Below are 16,704 nucleotides of genomic sequence, written 5' to 3' on the forward strand. Positions count from 1 at the left end.
CAACTGGCAGGTGGATAGATTTTGTTATATGTTGAAAAACTTTACGAACAATTAGGCAGGGAAAAAGTAACGCAGCAGGAATCCGAATTAAAAAAGCACAGCAAGGATGAATCGATTCATGAAGCAGTGACCCCGGATGTGGTATGTTTTCCGGAATCAAAGAAAGATATACAAATGATCCTTCGTATCGCTTCCAAATATCAGATAGCTGTGACCGCCTATGGGGCAGGCTCTGGTTTGGAAGGACAGGCTATTCCTGTACAAAAAGGAATCAGTCTCGATTTTCGAAACATGAATCAGATTTTGGACTTTTCTCCAGAGGATATGCGTATTACCGTACAGCCGGGATTGATGAAAAGTGAATTGAATCAGTTTGTCCGTCAGCAAGGATTATTTTTTGCAGGAGGTCCTGATTACGATGCAACCATCGGCGGCATGGCAGCTACAAATGCGAGCGGAACCAGAGCTGTACGATACGGGGTAATGAGAGATCAATTACTGGATTTAGAGGTGGTACTGGCTGATGGAATGACCTTTCATACCGGAACAAAAGCAAAAAAATCCTCTTCCGGGTATCATTTAACCAGCCTTTTTGCCGGCTCAGAAGGCACATTGGGGATTATTACAGAAATCACCTTAAAACTCTATGGCATCCCGGAATATTCAACCGTAGCAAGATGTACCTTTGAAACACCGGAGCTATGTACGATTGCAGCGCAAACCATACAATTAAAAGGCATCCCGGTTATGCGGATGGAATTGATAGATTCTGTCAGCATCGGTATCATCAATGAGCAATGCGGGCTTGATTTCCCTGTAAACCATTCTTTATTTTTAGAGTTTGCCGGGCCAAAAAATACGGTTGCGGAAGAGGTAAAGCTCGCTTCCGAAATCATGCATGAGCTTGGCTGCGAGGACTGGGCAGCAGCAAGTGATCCGATCGAGAAAGAGAAGCTTTGGGAAGCGCGGGTAAAATTAGCTGTTTCCTTTCAACATTTAAAAGAATTAAAGGAAATTGGCGGAGATGTATGTGTTCCTATTTCTCAGCTCCCAAAGCTTGTTTCTTTCACCCGTCACAGCATGGATACAAGCGGATTAAAAGGAGCAATCTGGGGGCATATTGGAGATGGTAATTTCCATACCAGCATTATGTTTAATCCAAATGCAGATGGAGAACAAGCATTGGCAGAGCAAACCAATGATGCCATTGTCAAGCTGGCCATTGAATCAGGCGGAACCTGTACTGGTGAACATGGAGTTGGTCTTGGCAAGAAGAAATTTCAGGAAGCGGAGCACGGCACCGCTTTAGAAATGATGCGGCGCACGAAGCAGCTTTATGACTCTAAAGGGATTTTAAATCCAGGGAAGATTTTTTCTTAAACATAAACCTTTTCCCCGTAAATGACTAAAATAAGGCAGTTATTCTTTTGAACCCTTTTAGAGAATAGCTGCTTTTATTCGTGATAACCGTGCTGATTCCTATAAGTTTTTAGTGTTCAAATAACGATATTACGTTTCTGTATAATGCATTTTTATCATCTAAAACCTCATAAGGAACGCCTTCATTGTCAATCACATAGCCTTTTCCTACTGTATAGGATAAACTGTCCCCATTTCTTAATTCTACCTCTATCAGATACTCGTTTTCTTTGTCATCTTTCACCCTATCTACACTATTTATCTGATAAATCCTGTAATCGCTATTAATATATTTGCTTATTTGCTCAGACCCTTCCATCACAAATCTTCTCTCATCCTCTGGAGGGATATAATCCGATAGATTATTAAAATCTTCTGGTATTTTACCAGTCATTTCAATCTCTATTTTTTCAATGTCATTTACGGTAGTTCCCGCGTTATCCTCAACCACCTTATCGAAGGTAGTCGGTAAAGAAAAAGATAAATTAAATATCCACATAATGACTGTTACAACGATTGCCAGTAATAAGATAATGTCAAATAACTTATTTAACCTGGACTTTGGTTCGCGCAAGTTATACCTCCTTTGTTTTCAAATTTTAAATAAATTCATTTATACGAAACGCTAACTTCATACCCTTGTTACTCTATGTATACCCGAATTTTCAACACAATAAAAACCCCCTGCCTACAATGAATTTATCATCGTAAACAGAGGGTTCTGCATGTAAACTGATTTATTATTTATCAGCCAAGTTATAGAAAGAAGTCAATCCGCCATACTCGCCCATGCCAGCCAGTTCATCTTCAATGCGAAGTAACTGGTTGTATTTTGCTACGCGGTCTGTACGGGATGGAGCTCCGGTTTTGATTTGACCGGCATTTGTTGCAACTGCGATATCAGCGATGGTTGTATCTTCTGTTTCACCAGAGCGGTGAGAGATAACAGCTGTGTAGCCAGCGCGTTTCGCCATTTCGATTGCTTCAAATGTTTCCGTAAGTGTACCGATTTGGTTCACTTTAACAAGGATTGAGTTGCCGATGCCTTGCTCGATACCTCTGGAAAGTTTAGCAGTGTTTGTAACAAATAGGTCGTCACCTACAAGCTGTACTTTATCACCAAGACGGTCTGTTAATACTTTGAAGCCGTCCCAGTCGTTTTCATCTAAACCATCTTCAATTGAGATGATTGGGTATTTTGAAATCATTTCTTCATACCAGTCAACCATTTCTTCCGAAGTACGTACCACGCCTTCTCCTTTAAGGTTGTATTTACCATCGTTGTAGATTTCAGAAGCAGCTACGTCCATTGCAAGTTTCACTTCTTCGCCTGGTTTGTAGCCGGCAGCTTCAATTGCTTCTACAATGGTTTGAAGTGCTTCTTCGTTGGAACCAAGGTTTGGAGCAAATCCGCCTTCGTCCCCAACAGCTGTATTGTAGCCTTTAGATCCTAATACTTTTTTCAATGCGTGGAAGATTTCAGCACCAGTGCGCAATGCTTCTTTGAAAGAATCAGCGCCTACAGGCATAATCATGAATTCTTGGATATCCACGTTGTTATCCGCATGCTCTCCACCGTTTAAGATGTTCATCATTGGTGTTGGAAGCGTTTTGGCATTGAATCCGCCAAGATAGTTGTATAAAGGCACTTCCAGGTGATTCGCTGCTGCACGAGCTGCTGCCATCGATACGCCCAGGATAGCATTTGCACCTAATTTCCCTTTATTTTCTGTACCATCTAAATCGATCATTAATGCATCAATGATGTTTTGACGTGTTGCATCTAAACCGATTAATTCAGGAGCGATGATTTCATTAACGTTTTCAACCGCTTTTTCAACGCCTTTTCCTAAATAACGATCTTTATCGCCATCGCGAAGTTCTACCGCTTCATATTCCCCTGTAGAAGCACCGCTTGGTACGATTGCAGAGCCAAAAGCTCCAGATTCTGTGAAAATTTCTACCTCAATAGTCGGGTTACCTCTTGAGTCTAATACTTCTCTTGCGTATACGTCAGTAATATATGGCATTATTTTCTCTCCTTTAATAACATTTATTTTTATTTTTTAATTAAGGATGAACCAGTCATTTCTTCCGGTTTCTCTACATCAAGTAAATCTAATAAGGTTGGTGCTAAATCGGCAAGAATACCGCCATCCCGCAATGTTACGTCATCTTTTGTCACGATAACAGGAACCGGGTTGGTTGTGTGGGCAGTCATCGGTTGATCTTCCAAGGTGATAACCTCATCAGAGTTCCCGTGGTCAGCGGTAATAATCGCATGTCCGCCTAACTCTGTAATTTTATCAACGATTTTACCCAGACATTCGTCTACTGCTTCAATCGCATCGATGGTTGGCTGCAGCATTCCGGAATGTCCAACCATATCCGGGTTTGCAAAGTTTAAAAGAATGGCGTTTTGGGTTCCAGCATCCAGTTCTTTTAATAAAGCATCTGTTACTTCATAAGCGCTCATTTCTGGCTGCAAATCATAGGTTGCTACTTTGGGCGAATCAATCAGAATCCGTTTTTCGCCTTCAAATTCTTTTTCACGTCCGCCGCTCATAAAGAAGGTAACATGCGGATATTTTTCTGTTTCGGCAATACGTAATTGGTTAAGCTTATTCTGTTCCAGAACCTCCCCAACGGTATTGTCGAGATTAACTGGTTTATATGCAACATGGCCATCTACCGTTTCACTGAAGTTGGTCATCATGACGAATTCAAGATTTTTCGGAGCGCTCTCGCCGCGGTCGAAATCTCGGAAATCCTCATTCGCAAACGTTCTGGAAACTTGAATTGCACGGTCAGGACGGAAATTGTAAAAGACAATCGCGTCTTCGTCCTGAATTGTTGCCACAGGCTTGTCATTTTCATCTGTAATCACAGACGGAATAACAAATTCATCATAGATTTCGTTCTTGTAGCTGTCTTCAACCACTTCTGCAGCACTATGATAAGAAGGTCCTTCGCCATAAACCATCGCATCGTATGCTTTTTTCACACGATCCCAGCGCTTATCACGGTCCATGGAATAATAACGGCCGGATACCGTTGCAATTTTACCTACGCCAAGCTCTTTCATTTTATCCTCTGTCTGCTGCAGATATTCACCGGCAGTTTGCGGACCGACATCACGTCCGTCTAAAAATGCATGTACATATACTTCTTCTAAATCATACTGTTTTGCCATTTTTAATAACGCAAACAGGTGGTTGATGTGGCTGTGTACACCGCCATCAGATAACAGACCGAAAAGATGCAATGCTTTGCCCTTTTCTTTCGCATGTTTTACAGCATTCACAAGCTCTTCTACCTCGAAAAAGTCGCCTTCTTCAATCGACAGATTCACACGTGTCAAGCTTTGATAAACAATGCGACCTGCGCCAATATTTAAGTGACCCACTTCGGAATTACCCATTTGACCCTCTGGCAGGCCAACAGCATTTCCAGATGCTGTCAGCTGATTATGCGCATAGGCATTCCAATAGCGGTCAAAATTCGGTGTGTTCGCTAGCTTGACTGCATTTCCTTTTTCTTCATCGCGGATAGCAAAGCCATCCAGAATAATTAATGCAGCTAATTTATCTTGACTCATTTTGTACCTGCCTCCACTAATTGAACAAATGATTCAGGCTCTAAGCTCGCGCCGCCGACTAGTGCGCCGTCAATATCTGATTGAGAAAGCAACTCATCAATGTTCGCCGGCTTAACGCTTCCGCCGTATTGAATAACAACTTGGTCAGCAATGTCTCCGGACGTAGCTTCTGCAATTACTTTACGTGTTTTTGCACAAACTTCATTGGCATCTTCACTGGAAGCTGTTTTCCCTGTTCCGATTGCCCAAATTGGTTCATAAGCAATAATCGTCTGTGTTACCTGTTCATCCGATAATCCTGCTAATGCTTTTTTTACCTGGCCGCCGACAACATCCATTGTTTCGTTTGCTTCGCGCTGTTCTAACGTTTCACCTACACAAACAATTGGTGTTAAGCCATGTGCAAAGGCAGCTTTTGTTTTTTGATTAACAGATTCGTCTGTTTCTGCATAATACTCACGACGCTCGGAGTGTCCAATAACGACATGTGTTACACCGATGTCTGTTAACATAACCGGGCTCACTTCCCCAGTAAAAGCACCTGATTCTTCAAAGTGCATGTTTTGAGCAGCAACTTTTACATTGGACCCTTTTGCTTTTTCAACAAGAGCAGGTAAATGTACGAAAGGTGCACAAACAATTGCTTCTGTATTCCCGCCTGGAGCTTTTGGAATTACAGCATCCATAAAATCAGTTGCTTCTGCTAATGTTTTATTCATTTTCCAGTTTCCCGCAATAACTACTTTCCGCATGCGCTCACCTCATCCATTCTAAATTTATTATTTATCGTTAAGTGCGTCTACTCCCGGCAGAACTTTTCCTTCCATAAATTCCAAGGAAGCTCCTCCGCCTGTAGATACATGATTCATTTCACTTGCCAGACCGAATTTTTCTACTGCTGCTGCAGAGTCTCCTCCGCCGATAACAGAGAATCCTTCTGTTTCTGCTACTGCATCAGCAACAGCTTTTGTACCACCTGCAAATGCATTTAATTCAAATACACCCATTGGTCCATTCCAAATAACCAGTTTAGATTCTTTGATAATCGAAGCATATTCTTCGCGTGTTTGAATGCCGATATCCAACGCTTCCCAATCAGCAGGGATTTGATCAATACCTACATTTTTTGTATTTGCATCTTCTGAGAAATCATCAGCTACGACAACATCTGTCGGCAATACAAAGTTAACGCCTTTGTCTTTCGCTTTTTGCATGAATTCTTTTGCTAAATCCATTTTATCTTCTTCTAATAATGATTTCCCAATTTCATGGCCTAACGCTTTTACAAACGTATAAGCTAATCCGCCGCCAATAATCAGATTATCCACTTTATCAAGCAGGTTATCAATCACATTGATTTTATCTTTTACTTTTGCTCCGCCGATAATGGCTGTAAATGGCCGTGCCGGATCTTCCAATGCTTGTCCAAGAACTTCAATTTCTTTTTCCATTAATAGTCCTGCCGCAGCTGGAAGCTTGGTAGCAATACCTGTTGTGGAAGCATGTGCACGGTGTGCTGCTCCAAATGCATCATTGACATATACGTCTGCCATTTTAGCAAAGGCATCCACAAGCTCTGGATCGTTCTTCTCTTCACCAGCTTCAAAACGAACATTTTCAATTAATAACACATCGCCATTGTTCAATTGGCCGATGGCTTTATTCACTTCTTCTCCGTAGACTTCATCCGTTTTAAGAACCTCTTTGTTTAAGAGTTCACTTAAACGTTTTGCTACCGGGTCTAAACGAAGTTCATCCACAGCAGTTCCTTTTGGACGCCCTAAATGACTCGCTAAAATAAGTTTTGCTCCTTTATCCGTCAGCTCACGGATCGTTGGCAATGCAGCACGAATACGCGTATCGTCCGTAATTTCTCCGTCTTTTAAAGGCACGTTAAAATCGACACGGCAAAATACGCGTTTCCCTTCTACTTGTAAATCAGCAATGGTTTTCTTGTTCAACGGAATCCCTCCTAGTTTGGTATATGCAGCTCTTGTTATTATACCATTTTATCTTGCATTACTGCTAATTCTACAAAAATGAATGTTCTAAAATGAAAATAGAGGAGGAATTGCTCCCTCCTCTATTTCATACCGTTCGGAGAGGCTTGCCTTACAACGAACGTCAATTATTATTTTATCACGGAGAACCGTCCGTAAAACTCCCGCCTTAACCATACAGCGTAAAAATCAATTTATTTAGGCGGGAGATAACGGACGCTAACTCCCTGAATCACTCAACTAACTCGCAGTGGGAGAAGAACAAGAACTCCCACTGCGTGAAGTATCGTTTTATAGTCCTTTTTCAGCCATGAATACAGCTAAGTCTACACAACGGCTGGAGTAACCCATTTCGTTATCATACCAAGAAACAACTTTAACCAGGTTGCCTTCCATTACGATTGTAGATAGAGAATCGAAAATAGAAGAGTGGTTGTTTCCTACGATATCAGAAGAAACGATTGGATCTTCTGTATACTCAAGAATTCCTTTAAGCGGTCCTTGTGCAGCTTCTTTCATTGCATTGTTTACATCTTCTACAGTTACTTCTTTATCAAGCTCTGCAACTAAGTCAGTTAATGAACCATCTGGAGTTGGAACGCGTACTGCGTTACCATTTAATTTACCATTAAGTTCCGGTAATACTAAACCTACTGCTTTTGCAGCTCCAGTTGAAGTAGGGATGATGTTTTGAGCAGCTGCACGCGCACGACGATAGTCTTTATGCGGTAAATCAAGGATTTGCTGGTCATTTGTATAAGAGTGGATAGTAGTCATTAATCCACGTTTGATGCCAAAGTTATCATTTAATACTTTAGCGAATGGCGCTAAGCAGTTTGTTGTACAAGATGCGTTAGATACAACATGGTGCTGAGCTGGATCATATTTATCATCGTTAACACCCATAACGATTGTTAAGTCTTCACCTTTAGCTGGTGCAGAGATGATAACTTTTTTCGCTCCTGCTTTAATATGCTTTTCAGCAGCTTCTTTTTCTGTGAAGATACCAGTAGATTCGATAACGATTTCTACGCCAAGGTCTCCCCATCCAAGATTTTCTGGATCACGTTCAGAAAGTACGTTGATTTCTTTTCCGTCAACAACAAGATTAGAACCATTTACACTGATTTCTTCTTCTAGTTTGCCGTGAACAGAATCATATTTCAATAAGTGTGCAAGCATGTTAGCATCTGTTAAGTCATTGATTGCCACGATTTCCACTTGGTCATTTTTTAAAGATTGACGAAATACGTTACGTCCAATTCTTCCAAAGCCGTTAATACCAACTTTTACAGTCATATTAAATTCCTCCTAAGAATTTCTTGTTTTTTTATTTATATAAAGAGGTTATCCTCTTAATATCTTTTCTGCAGCACCTTGATCGGTGATCAGCAAATTGCTCTTCCCTTGTTTAAAGTAAGAATGAATGGCATGTCCCTTTGATGAGCCTCCGGCAACCGTGATGATATGCTTGGATTCATCCATATCCTCCAGCTGCAGTCCCACTGTTTTTACTTTGTAAACGACGCGTCCATCTGCGTCAAAGTAATAACCAAACGCTTCTGAAACAGCATTTTCTGACTTCAAAACATCAATTACTTTCTCGGAAGACCTTCTTCGTTCTGCCATGCGCAGCGCGTCTCCAATACCGTGTAAAACAATATCAGCATTTTTTATGACAGCTAACGCATCAATCACATGTGGTTCCTGAATGATTAATTCGTATGTGGAATCACTGATTGGATCTGGTACATAAAGCATTCTATACTGGCCATTTGACCTTCTTGCCATCTCTGAAACAATACGTGATGCCTGATTCTCCACCTTTTCGCCAATGCCGCCTCTTGCCGGAACAAATAATACATCCGTTCCCTCTGGCAATGGTTTCATTGCATCAGCTGCTGCCGCTATGGTGCTTCCGCCTGTCACAGCAACGGTATTGTTTTTCTGCAGAGTAGATTGCAAATGCGTCACACATGCTTTTCCCATCTCTGCCTTGATTTGAGGGTTATGATCACTATCACCAGGCACTACAATCACATTATCAATAGACAACGTGCGTTTTAACTGATCCTCCAGATTTTCTAACCGGGACATATCTCCAATCAAAGCAGCTAACTGATCTAGAACTACTTTTCCCTCATTGGTAATAAACATACCTTTGGAGGTCACTTCGACTAAACCTTGTTCATGCAGAAAATCAATCTCTCCGCGAACATGCCGCTCTGTTAAATTTGTACTTTCTGCTAATGCCCGTCTTCCAATCGGCTGATGTAAATGCACATGCTGTAATAACGTGTACCTTTCCTGCATCAAACTTACCAATTCAGGTACGATTTTTCTCTGTAGGGCCATGATGGATTCCATATTAACCATTCTCCTCCATACGGGATTGAAAACGTCCCATGTGGTTGTTTTATGTCCCGATTCATTTGTATTATAACATACCTCTTATCAAAAGCAAAGAAAAACTCTTGAAAATAAGGCTGTTTCGCACCCCTTTTGTCTAAAAAACAAGGAACCTGTCCTGCCGCCAGTTAAATGCGAAAAAGCATAGGAGTGTTTTCGTTATACTTTTGTGATGAAGAGCAATTATGTCCCGGGGGGTGATTACCTCCTTACCAAAGCATCTGCTAATTTTATAGCATGAAAAAGGCATACAGTTTACTATTCCCATTGCATATGAACTTAAACACAGAATCGGATGTTTACAAAATTTTAATGTTTATATGCGCTGAAACATTTCTTCCGGGTCAATAATGTCCCGAAATACATGATAGGCGTTTAACCATACACATTCTCTTCTTCCATCCAGACAGGGGTACTTCTATATAACTCAACTTTCGCCTGAATAACCAATCATGACAGCATGGATATGAAATACAGGGAATCACTTCGATGCATAGAAAGGAATCTTGGCGGAACATGTTACCATGCAACATGAAAAATAGGTTCTATCTGATTAAACTTCTGTTTGATGAGTTGTTTTTCACGTATAGAATATCCTGCTAGCGGAGGCGGACCATTTTGACTCCTGAGGGATCAGCACCATCTGAAGATCCACTTTTGCCAAGTGCTCTTCTTGGCAAAAGTTAGCTGAAGAGCGTGCCCCTAGGAAAGCAAAATGGTCCGCCGCAGCGGCGCTTTACACTTCACCTTCTATATCTTTATCAAGGGTGTTAGCGAATGAACAATCAACCCCTGTTTCTATGGAAATAAAGTTACTTTTTAATGTATGAAAGTTGAGTATATAATAAAAAGACATTCTCTAAAGCACTTACATTTGCTTTAAAGAACGCCTTTTCCTTTATTCAGCTAACAGTCTGCTGATATTTTCTATGCTGATATCATTCCCATATAATTCATTATCCTTATAAACGATAACAGGAATCATTAATTGATACGTTTCCAGTAAATCATCTGATTGATAGATATCTATTTCCTCGACAGGAATATGATTTGTGTTCAGTAAATCTAATAACCCCTTCGCTTCTTCACATAGCGGACAATTCGTTTTCGTGTAAAATTTAATCATTATTTCCGTTCGTTCTCCTTTTGCGCTTGGGGGAAGAGGGGACACCCAACTCTTCCCGATATTTCATCACCGTTCTTCTTGCTACATGCACCTGATACAGCTCTTCCAGCTTTCTGCGGATTTTCTCATCAGAGAGCGGGCGGGTCTGGTCTTCATCCGCAATTATTTGCTGTACATATTGCTTCACCACAACCCGGGCGACTCCTCCCCCTTTCCGGGATTCACGCTGTAATAAATACTTGACCCGGAGAATACCAAAACTCGTCTGCAGATATTTATGGCTGATGGTCCGGCTGATCGTTGAAACATGCAGATCCAATACATCCGCTATTTCTTGAAGGGTTAACGGTTTTAATGCCGCTATCCCTTCTTCAAAAAAGGATAATTGTTTATTGACAATAATTCGCAAAACCTGTTCCAAGGTTTTCCCGCGGTATTGGATTGCCTGCTCCAGCATCTCTACCTCCTTCTTCTTCTCCTTCAAAAAATCTGCTCCCTCTTTCGGCATATCAGCCTGCAGGATATCATCCCGAAGCTGAATAGTGGGGCTTGACCAATTGAAAAAGGACAGCTGCCACTCTCCGTTTTCCTTCAACACTGCCGCTTCCGGAATAATATATTCTGTCTCTTCTTCCTCCAATAATTTACCTGGATTCGGATGACAAAGCTTCATATTCGAAATTAATCTGCCGGCTTCATTCTCGGTTACCCCATAGGTTTCAGCTAAAGCCTGAACGTCCTCCTCGGCTATCAGGACCAAATCATTTTCAAAAAGCTCCTCTAAAAAGGGGTAATCACAATCCATTTCTTTTAATTGCAGCTGGATACACTCCTGTAAGCTCCGGGCTCCAATTCCCGGCGGATCAAGGGATTGTACATAGGAAAGAGCCTGCTCCGTTTCTTCCATCGATAATTGACAGTCTGCAGCCCACTCCTCCATAGTAATATCCAGATAGCCCTTTTCATTTAAGGAATCAATTCCAAAAAGAACCGCCTGTTTTAAATTTTCCTCCGAAATAGAAAGCATGTACACATTCTCTTTTAATTGCTCGTACATATTTTTTTTCGAAGCATTCATATTTTCAAATGCGTTTGTCTCTCCATGAAATTGACTGAGCACCTGCTGATCAATAGGACGGATATCCTCAATCAACGGATTCTCTTCCGCAATTTTTTGTACATGATCATATAATTCAATACCAGAGAGCTGCAGGATTTCAATGGATTGATGAAGCGATTGATTCATTTTCCAAGCTAACGCTTGCTTTAACACCAGACTCTGCTGCATGCTTTAACCTCCATGCATTTCAGTAGGAAATCATTTTTTTCGTATTGCTGCCGTTCCCAGTATTGCCCTATACAGATATTATACTTTCTTCACCTGGTTTTCCATGGTTCCAATTCCTTCTACTTCTAACTTCACCCGGTCTCCTTCCTGAAGCAGGCCGGATGGCTCCATCGCTAAACCGACACCATGCGGCGTTCCGGTTAAAATAATATCTCCTGGCTCCAGCGTCATGATTTCAGAAATAAAGTTTATAAGGAAAGGGATATCAAAAATAAGATGCGCTGTATTAGAAGACTGGCGCACCTCCCCATTTACATAGGAACGGATAGCTAATTCATGCGGATTATCCACTTCCTCCTTTGTCACAACCCATGGCCCTACCGGCGTGGTATGATCCAGTGATTTCCCCTGCAGCCATTGCGGCGTCCGTTTTTGCAAATCACGTGCGGAGGTATCATTGGCAAGGGTATAGCCGGCAATATAATCAAAAGCATCTTCTTTTTTCACTTTAGAAGCTGTTTTTCCAATGACAATGGTTAATTCTGCTTCATAATCTAATTTTTCAGTTATTGAAGGATAATAAATATCATCCTCCGGTCCAATAATAGCATTATCAAATTTCGCAAATAAAACAGGAAAATCAGGTATATCTGATTTCATTTCATGAACATGCTCCTGATAGTTTTTTCCAACGCAAATAACCTTTCTCGCTTCTCCGAGCGGCATTCCCAATTGCACATCCTGAAGGGAAAGGCTTTCATATCTGCCCGTTTCTGGAAGTATTTTCTGCAACGCTTCTATGTATTCGGATGCATGTGCATAAAAATCACTCGGATTGGCAGGAAGCGCTTTTCCTCCAAATTGCTGCGACAGGCTTTCTACATCTGCTATAGATTCTGAATCTGTTAAAACACCAACACGATAATTTTCATCTTTGTTTTTCCGATAAGCTACTAGTTTCATGTCAATTCCTCCCTTGTCCTCATTATAGTAGAGTTATAGTTGGAAAGGAATAAATATGTCATAATTTATTCAACCTCTCCTTTGACTGGTCATGCTATACTAGGAGTCGGGAGACTATATAGAAAGGGGTATACATAATGAAGAAAAAAAATTTTTTTATCCTCATCGCGCTGATGGCTGTTTTAGCTGCTTGCTCAAATAATGAAGCGGATACAGCAGAAGAAGAGGACACGGATTCCATGGAGCTGCCTGTTCTGGAAGTAGATTTCGATGTGCCGGAGCATGTTGAAGTCGGGGAAACCATTGATTTAACAGCTCATGTCACCTTTGATGATGAGCCTGTAGAAGATGCACGTGAAGTGTTATTTGAGGTATGGACGCAGGGGCATGCGGATGACAGTGTGGAAATCGAAGGCGTTCATCAAGAGGACGGCACCTATACAGCCAGCTTTACCTTTGAAGAGGAAGCTGTTTATGAAATGTATGCTCATACTACCGCAAGAGAGCTGCATGTCATGCCATTAGAAACGGTTATTGCCGGTGATGCAGAGCCGTCTGAAGAAGAAGCCCATGATGAAATGGATCATGAGCACCATGAACACGGTCATGATGCAGACGAACATGATCAGGAAGAGGAATAATTTAGCATCGTTTTTTTAAACCATTCCCGGGCTGCACGCATTCCTTTTTGATTTAAAATTCGTTATAATATGAATATAGAAAAGAACGATTTGGCGGAGGGATATGCTTTGATTCAGGTTTATACAGACGGTGCTACAAACGTGAATACAGAAAAAAGCGGAGCCGGCATTTATATAAAGGCTGGGGAAAAGAAGCTGGAATATACTGTCCCCTTACCTTATATGTCCAATCATGAAGCCGAGTTTCACGCTATCATAGAAGCATTAAAAATTTGTAAGATCAACTTCCCTGAAGAAATCTTATCTTTTCGAACTGACTCTAAAGTAGCCGCAGACGTGATTGATAAAGGACGAACCAAAAACAAACAATTTCTTCCTTTGCTTGAAATCATCCAGGCTGAAGCAGCAGACTTTCCATTCTTATTTATTAAATGGATACCGGAAAAAGAAAATAGCAGAGCGGACCAATTGGCAAGAAAAGCAATCCATCAGCAATCATCGTAACGTGCTGGATGACGAGGGGGAATGTCACATGAGAGAAATACCATTAAAGGAACAAAGCATTGTACTAATTGGGTTTATGGGTGTTGGAAAAACAACCATTGGTCAAGCTGTTGCCAAAAAACTGTATCGTGATTTTATTGATATCGATGAAGAAATTGAGCGCAGATTCGGAATGCCTCCGAAAGAGATTTTTGCGAAATATGGAGAAGCCGTCTTCCGTCAGCATGAAAAAGAAATTATTTCTGAAATATGCCATAAGAAGTTAAAGGTTATCTCTTTAGGCGGCGGCGCTTTTCTTCAAAAAGAAGTACAGGATGTCTGTCTCGCAACCACTACAATATTCTTTCTCGACCTGTCCTGGGACAGCTGGAAGAATCGAATCAGCCTGCTGATTGACAGCCGCCCCGTTTTACAGGGGAAAAATATGGAGGAAATCAAACAGCTTTTTGATGATCGGCAGCCAATTTATGGACAGCATCACTCCCGTGTAGTGACAGATAATCAAGAAATTGAAGAAATTGCAGATTATATTGCCGATTCCTTAAAATTAGCATGGGAGCTTTACGCTTAAAATTGCACATAAAAAAACAGGCTAAGGCCTGTTTTTTTATGATTTCATGATTTATTATTGTTTACGCTTTGCGCTCAAAGATATCATCTATGATGCCATATTCTTTAGACTGTTCTGCACTCATGAATTTATCGCGTTCTGTATCACGTTCAATAACTTCTAAAGGCTGACCAGTATTTTCAGACATAATGCGGTTCATACGTTTTTTAATCTCGATAATTCGATTGGCATGAATCTCAATATCTGTTGCCTGTCCCTGCGTACCGCCTAAAGGCTGGTGAATCATAATCTCACTGTTTGGCAATGCAAAACGTTTGCCTTTCTCTCCGGCATTAAGCAGGAAAGCACCCATAGAAGCTGCCATACCGATGCAGATGGTAGATACATCTGACTTAATAAAGTTCATGGTATCAAAAATAGCCATACCAGCTGTGATAGAACCACCAGGAGAATTAATATATAAAGAGATATCTTTTCCTGGATCTTCTGCTTCTAAGAATAAAAGCTGTGCTACAATAGAGTTGGCTACATTGTCATCAATGCCGCTGCCAAGTAAAATAATCCGGTCTTTTAATAAGCGGGAGTAAATATCATATGCGCGTTCACCACGATTTGTTTGTTCAATAACTGTAGGTACTAAATTCATTTAAAAATCCTCCTTAAGTTGCCAACGTTAATGGCTGATGATTTTTTCTATACTTTATATGATAGCTCATTGGTCAATGAAGGTCAAACAAAAAGTTTCACCAAATTTCTACTTTAACCATCCTTCCCGATTTTATGTTTGTTAAACATGTACCATTTAAACTTATTGAAAGAGGCATAAAATAATTTTTCAGCTAAATTACATAAAAAGGACTTGTCTCAAAGGAACTTCCTATGTATAATTAAGATTGTGTTTTTAATTCAATGAGATGCGCCCATAGCTCAGCTGGATAGAGCACTGGTTTCCGGTACCAGGTTTGCCGGGGGTTCGAATCCCTCTGGGCGCGCTAGATAAAGTTAATAAAAGACAAGGGATGGAGATGTTTGCTTCCCTTGTCTTTTTTCTGTCTTTCGGAAGTTTCGTATTATCTTTCCACAATCATCGCCAGCCTTTCCACTGGGTTGCGAATGAATACTCTATTTCCCTATATGTGATACCCCTTGCCTAATTAGAAAGAGGGACTGCCAGTAGTTGTACCTGACTCCGGCCGGTTAGAATCATTACTTGATTTATAGTTGGACTCAATGGCAGATTTAGCTTTAGCAGGAGCTGATGTCAGCCCCGTTGCCCAGCTTTCTATCGCTCTATCTGCGGATTGTTGAAATGTTTCACTCCAGTTTACCGAACAATTTGTTTCATCGCAGCGAACACCATTTCCATAGTTTGTTGAGGCTGCTTGAACTCCGGAGGTTGAAATAACGGATAATCCTAACGTTAAGGCTGCTACTCCTAATTTCATTCTCTTTTTCATCACAGGCACTCCTTTTATATAATGATTTGTCTCTCAACCTAACATAACTTTTGCGAAGATTCAACAAATTACCTTGAAGAATGGACAGCAAAATGATCCGCCGCAGCGGTGCTTTACACTTCACCTTCTATTATTTGTCCAGGTCAAGGGAGTTATCCAAGGTACGGTCAACTCCTGTTTCTATGGAAATGAAGTTAATTTTTAATGCTCGAAAATTGAGTTTATTTATATTTGAAGCAGTCAAATTGGAATTCTTATAGGTGCACCAGAAAATACATAATACCAAATAAATAAAAGCCCCCTTAAATTTGAGCAATGTAAACTCGCCTTTAAGGGGGACTTTTTTAACTGAGGTTTTAATATTTGGTGCTTTGCTTACCTATCAAATAAAGCAAAGTTCGTTATACAGACAGCATTAAACTTTTTCACGTACAAGGCTTGTTAAATATTCCATCGCCTCTTCTTCATCTTCTCCTTCAATAATAAGCTTGATTTCTTCTCCTTTTGTCAGGGCCAGACTCATTAATCCCATAATGCTTTTGGCATTAACCTTTTTATGATCATTCTCTAAAAATATGTGTGAATCAAATCGATTGGCCTCTTGTACAAAATAGGCAGCTGGCCTCGCTTGTAGTCCTGAATCTAATTCGATTTTCACTGTTTTCTCAACCAATAAATTCACTCTCCTGTCTTAAGTAAACGCCTCCATTTTTTTAGGAAGCAGAAAA

Annotated in this window: 17 protein-coding genes and 1 tRNA gene; 5 read left to right on the top strand and 13 right to left on the bottom strand. The window is 40.7% G+C overall.

Going from position 1 to position 16,704, the window contains the following annotated elements; translation table 11 throughout:
• The first annotated feature begins 21 nt into the window (after window positions 1-21).
• Window positions 22-1,380, top strand: a complete 1,359-nt coding sequence (locus MKY65_RS18215) for an FAD-linked oxidase C-terminal domain-containing protein (RefSeq protein WP_256704973.1) — start codon at window positions 22-24, stop codon at window positions 1,378-1,380.
• A gap of 109 nt (window positions 1,381-1,489) precedes the next feature.
• Here the strand turns inward: MKY65_RS18215 and MKY65_RS18220 are convergent, their stop codons facing one another.
• From MKY65_RS18220 to MKY65_RS18265, 10 genes are all read right to left on the bottom strand, one after another.
• The gene (locus MKY65_RS18220; RefSeq protein WP_042530419.1) at window positions 1,490-1,993 is read right to left on the bottom strand and encodes a hypothetical protein; all 504 of its coding nucleotides are present in this window, start codon (window positions 1,991-1,993) and stop codon (window positions 1,490-1,492) included.
• A gap of 166 nt (window positions 1,994-2,159) precedes the next feature.
• A complete protein-coding gene (gene eno / locus MKY65_RS18225; RefSeq protein WP_042530417.1) occupies window positions 2,160-3,449 on the bottom strand; it encodes a phosphopyruvate hydratase in 1,290 nt (429 codons plus the stop codon).
• A 29-nt stretch (window positions 3,450-3,478) separates the two neighbouring features.
• Complete coding sequence (gpmI, locus tag MKY65_RS18230) at window positions 3,479-5,017, bottom strand: 2,3-bisphosphoglycerate-independent phosphoglycerate mutase (RefSeq protein WP_339179320.1); 1,539 nt, start codon at window positions 5,015-5,017, stop codon at window positions 3,479-3,481.
• Window positions 5,014-5,769: a triose-phosphate isomerase gene (gene tpiA / locus MKY65_RS18235; protein ID WP_339179322.1), complete on the bottom strand. Its 756-nt coding sequence runs from the start codon at window positions 5,767-5,769 to the stop codon at window positions 5,014-5,016. Before tpiA ends, gpmI begins: the two co-directional genes overlap by 4 nt.
• Window positions 5,770-5,796: 27 nt before the next feature.
• Window positions 5,797-6,978, bottom strand: coding sequence for a phosphoglycerate kinase (locus MKY65_RS18240; protein WP_339179324.1), 1,182 nt, complete (start codon window positions 6,976-6,978; stop codon window positions 5,797-5,799).
• Between the two features lie 330 nt (window positions 6,979-7,308).
• On the bottom strand, window positions 7,309-8,316 hold the full coding sequence (gene gap / locus MKY65_RS18245) for a type I glyceraldehyde-3-phosphate dehydrogenase (RefSeq protein WP_042530410.1): 1,008 nt from the start codon (window positions 8,314-8,316) through the stop codon (window positions 7,309-7,311).
• 48 nt (window positions 8,317-8,364) lie between these two features.
• Window positions 8,365-9,384, bottom strand: coding sequence for a sugar-binding domain-containing protein (locus MKY65_RS18250; RefSeq protein WP_339179327.1), 1,020 nt, complete (start codon window positions 9,382-9,384; stop codon window positions 8,365-8,367).
• A 940-nt stretch (window positions 9,385-10,324) separates the two neighbouring features.
• Entirely contained in the window at window positions 10,325-10,555 is a 231-nt protein-coding gene (locus MKY65_RS18255; protein ID WP_339185302.1) for a glutaredoxin family protein, read from the bottom strand.
• A complete protein-coding gene (gene rpoN, locus MKY65_RS18260; protein ID WP_339179329.1) occupies window positions 10,545-11,840 on the bottom strand; it encodes an RNA polymerase factor sigma-54 in 1,296 nt (431 codons plus the stop codon). Before rpoN ends, MKY65_RS18255 begins: the two co-directional genes overlap by 11 nt.
• Window positions 11,841-11,918: 78 nt before the next feature.
• Window positions 11,919-12,803, bottom strand: a complete 885-nt coding sequence (locus MKY65_RS18265; RefSeq protein ID WP_339179332.1) for a fumarylacetoacetate hydrolase family protein — start codon at window positions 12,801-12,803, stop codon at window positions 11,919-11,921.
• A gap of 137 nt (window positions 12,804-12,940) precedes the next feature.
• Here MKY65_RS18265 and MKY65_RS18270 point away from each other — a divergent pair, with 137 nt between their 5' ends.
• From MKY65_RS18270 to MKY65_RS18280, 3 genes are all read left to right on the top strand, one after another.
• Entirely contained in the window at window positions 12,941-13,444 is a 504-nt protein-coding gene (locus MKY65_RS18270; RefSeq protein ID WP_339179333.1) for a FixH family protein, read from the top strand.
• 108 nt (window positions 13,445-13,552) lie between these two features.
• Entirely contained in the window at window positions 13,553-13,948 is a 396-nt protein-coding gene (locus MKY65_RS18275) for an RNase H family protein (RefSeq protein ID WP_339179336.1), read from the top strand.
• Between the two features lie 28 nt (window positions 13,949-13,976).
• Window positions 13,977-14,519 carry a shikimate kinase gene (locus MKY65_RS18280; RefSeq protein ID WP_339179338.1) on the top strand — a complete coding sequence of 181 codons (543 nt, stop codon included), beginning with the start codon at window positions 13,977-13,979 and terminating at the stop codon, window positions 14,517-14,519.
• Window positions 14,520-14,580: 61 nt separating this feature from the next.
• Here MKY65_RS18280 and clpP read toward each other — a convergent pair whose 3' ends face one another.
• On the bottom strand, window positions 14,581-15,165 hold the full coding sequence (clpP, locus tag MKY65_RS18285; protein ID WP_040978891.1) for an ATP-dependent Clp endopeptidase proteolytic subunit ClpP: 585 nt from the start codon (window positions 15,163-15,165) through the stop codon (window positions 14,581-14,583).
• 270 nt (window positions 15,166-15,435) lie between these two features.
• Between clpP and MKY65_RS18290 the strand changes: the two genes are divergently transcribed.
• Window positions 15,436-15,511, top strand: a tRNA-Arg gene (locus MKY65_RS18290).
• 162 nt (window positions 15,512-15,673) lie between these two features.
• On the opposite strand, the gene MKY65_RS18295 is transcribed toward MKY65_RS18290, so the two are convergent.
• Together MKY65_RS18295 and MKY65_RS18300 are read right to left on the bottom strand one after the other, a co-directional pair.
• On the bottom strand, window positions 15,674-15,976 hold the full coding sequence (locus tag MKY65_RS18295; RefSeq protein WP_339179342.1) for a leucocin A/sakacin P family class II bacteriocin: 303 nt from the start codon (window positions 15,974-15,976) through the stop codon (window positions 15,674-15,676).
• Between the two features lie 415 nt (window positions 15,977-16,391).
• On the bottom strand, window positions 16,392-16,649 hold the full coding sequence (locus MKY65_RS18300) for an HPr family phosphocarrier protein (protein WP_152655201.1): 258 nt from the start codon (window positions 16,647-16,649) through the stop codon (window positions 16,392-16,394).
• Between the last annotated feature and the right edge of the window lie 55 nt (window positions 16,650-16,704).

This window comes from Oceanobacillus sp. FSL W7-1293, assembly GCF_037969815.1.
In the GTDB taxonomy this organism is placed as follows: domain Bacteria; phylum Bacillota; class Bacilli; order Bacillales; family Amphibacillaceae; genus Oceanobacillus; species Oceanobacillus oncorhynchi.

What these genes read in the sequence shown, in the direction of transcription:
- eno (WP_042530417.1), bottom strand. Translation starts at nt 3,449, where the DNA reads ATGCCATATATTACTGACGTATACGCAAGAGAAGTATTAGACTCAAGA.
- gpmI (WP_339179320.1), bottom strand. Translation starts at nt 5,017, where the DNA reads ATGAGTCAAGATAAATTAGCTGCATTAATTATTCTGGATGGCTTTGCT.
- tpiA (WP_339179322.1), bottom strand. Translation starts at nt 5,769, where the DNA reads ATGCGGAAAGTAGTTATTGCGGGAAACTGGAAAATGAATAAAACATTA.
- gap (WP_042530410.1), bottom strand. Translation starts at nt 8,316, where the DNA reads ATGACTGTAAAAGTTGGTATTAACGGCTTTGGAAGAATTGGACGTAAC.
- MKY65_RS18250 (WP_339179327.1), bottom strand. Translation starts at nt 9,384, where the DNA reads ATGGAATCCATCATGGCCCTACAGAGAAAAATCGTACCTGAATTGGTA.
- rpoN (WP_339179329.1), bottom strand. Translation starts at nt 11,840, where the DNA reads ATGCAGCAGAGTCTGGTGTTAAAGCAAGCGTTAGCTTGGAAAATGAAT.
- MKY65_RS18265 (WP_339179332.1), bottom strand. Translation starts at nt 12,803, where the DNA reads ATGAAACTAGTAGCTTATCGGAAAAACAAAGATGAAAATTATCGTGTT.
- MKY65_RS18270 (WP_339179333.1), top strand. Translation starts at nt 12,941, where the DNA reads ATGAAGAAAAAAAATTTTTTTATCCTCATCGCGCTGATGGCTGTTTTA.
- MKY65_RS18280 (WP_339179338.1), top strand. Translation starts at nt 13,977, where the DNA reads ATGAGAGAAATACCATTAAAGGAACAAAGCATTGTACTAATTGGGTTT.
- clpP (WP_040978891.1), bottom strand. Translation starts at nt 15,165, where the DNA reads ATGAATTTAGTACCTACAGTTATTGAACAAACAAATCGTGGTGAACGC.
- MKY65_RS18295 (WP_339179342.1), bottom strand. Translation starts at nt 15,976, where the DNA reads ATGAAAAAGAGAATGAAATTAGGAGTAGCAGCCTTAACGTTAGGATTA.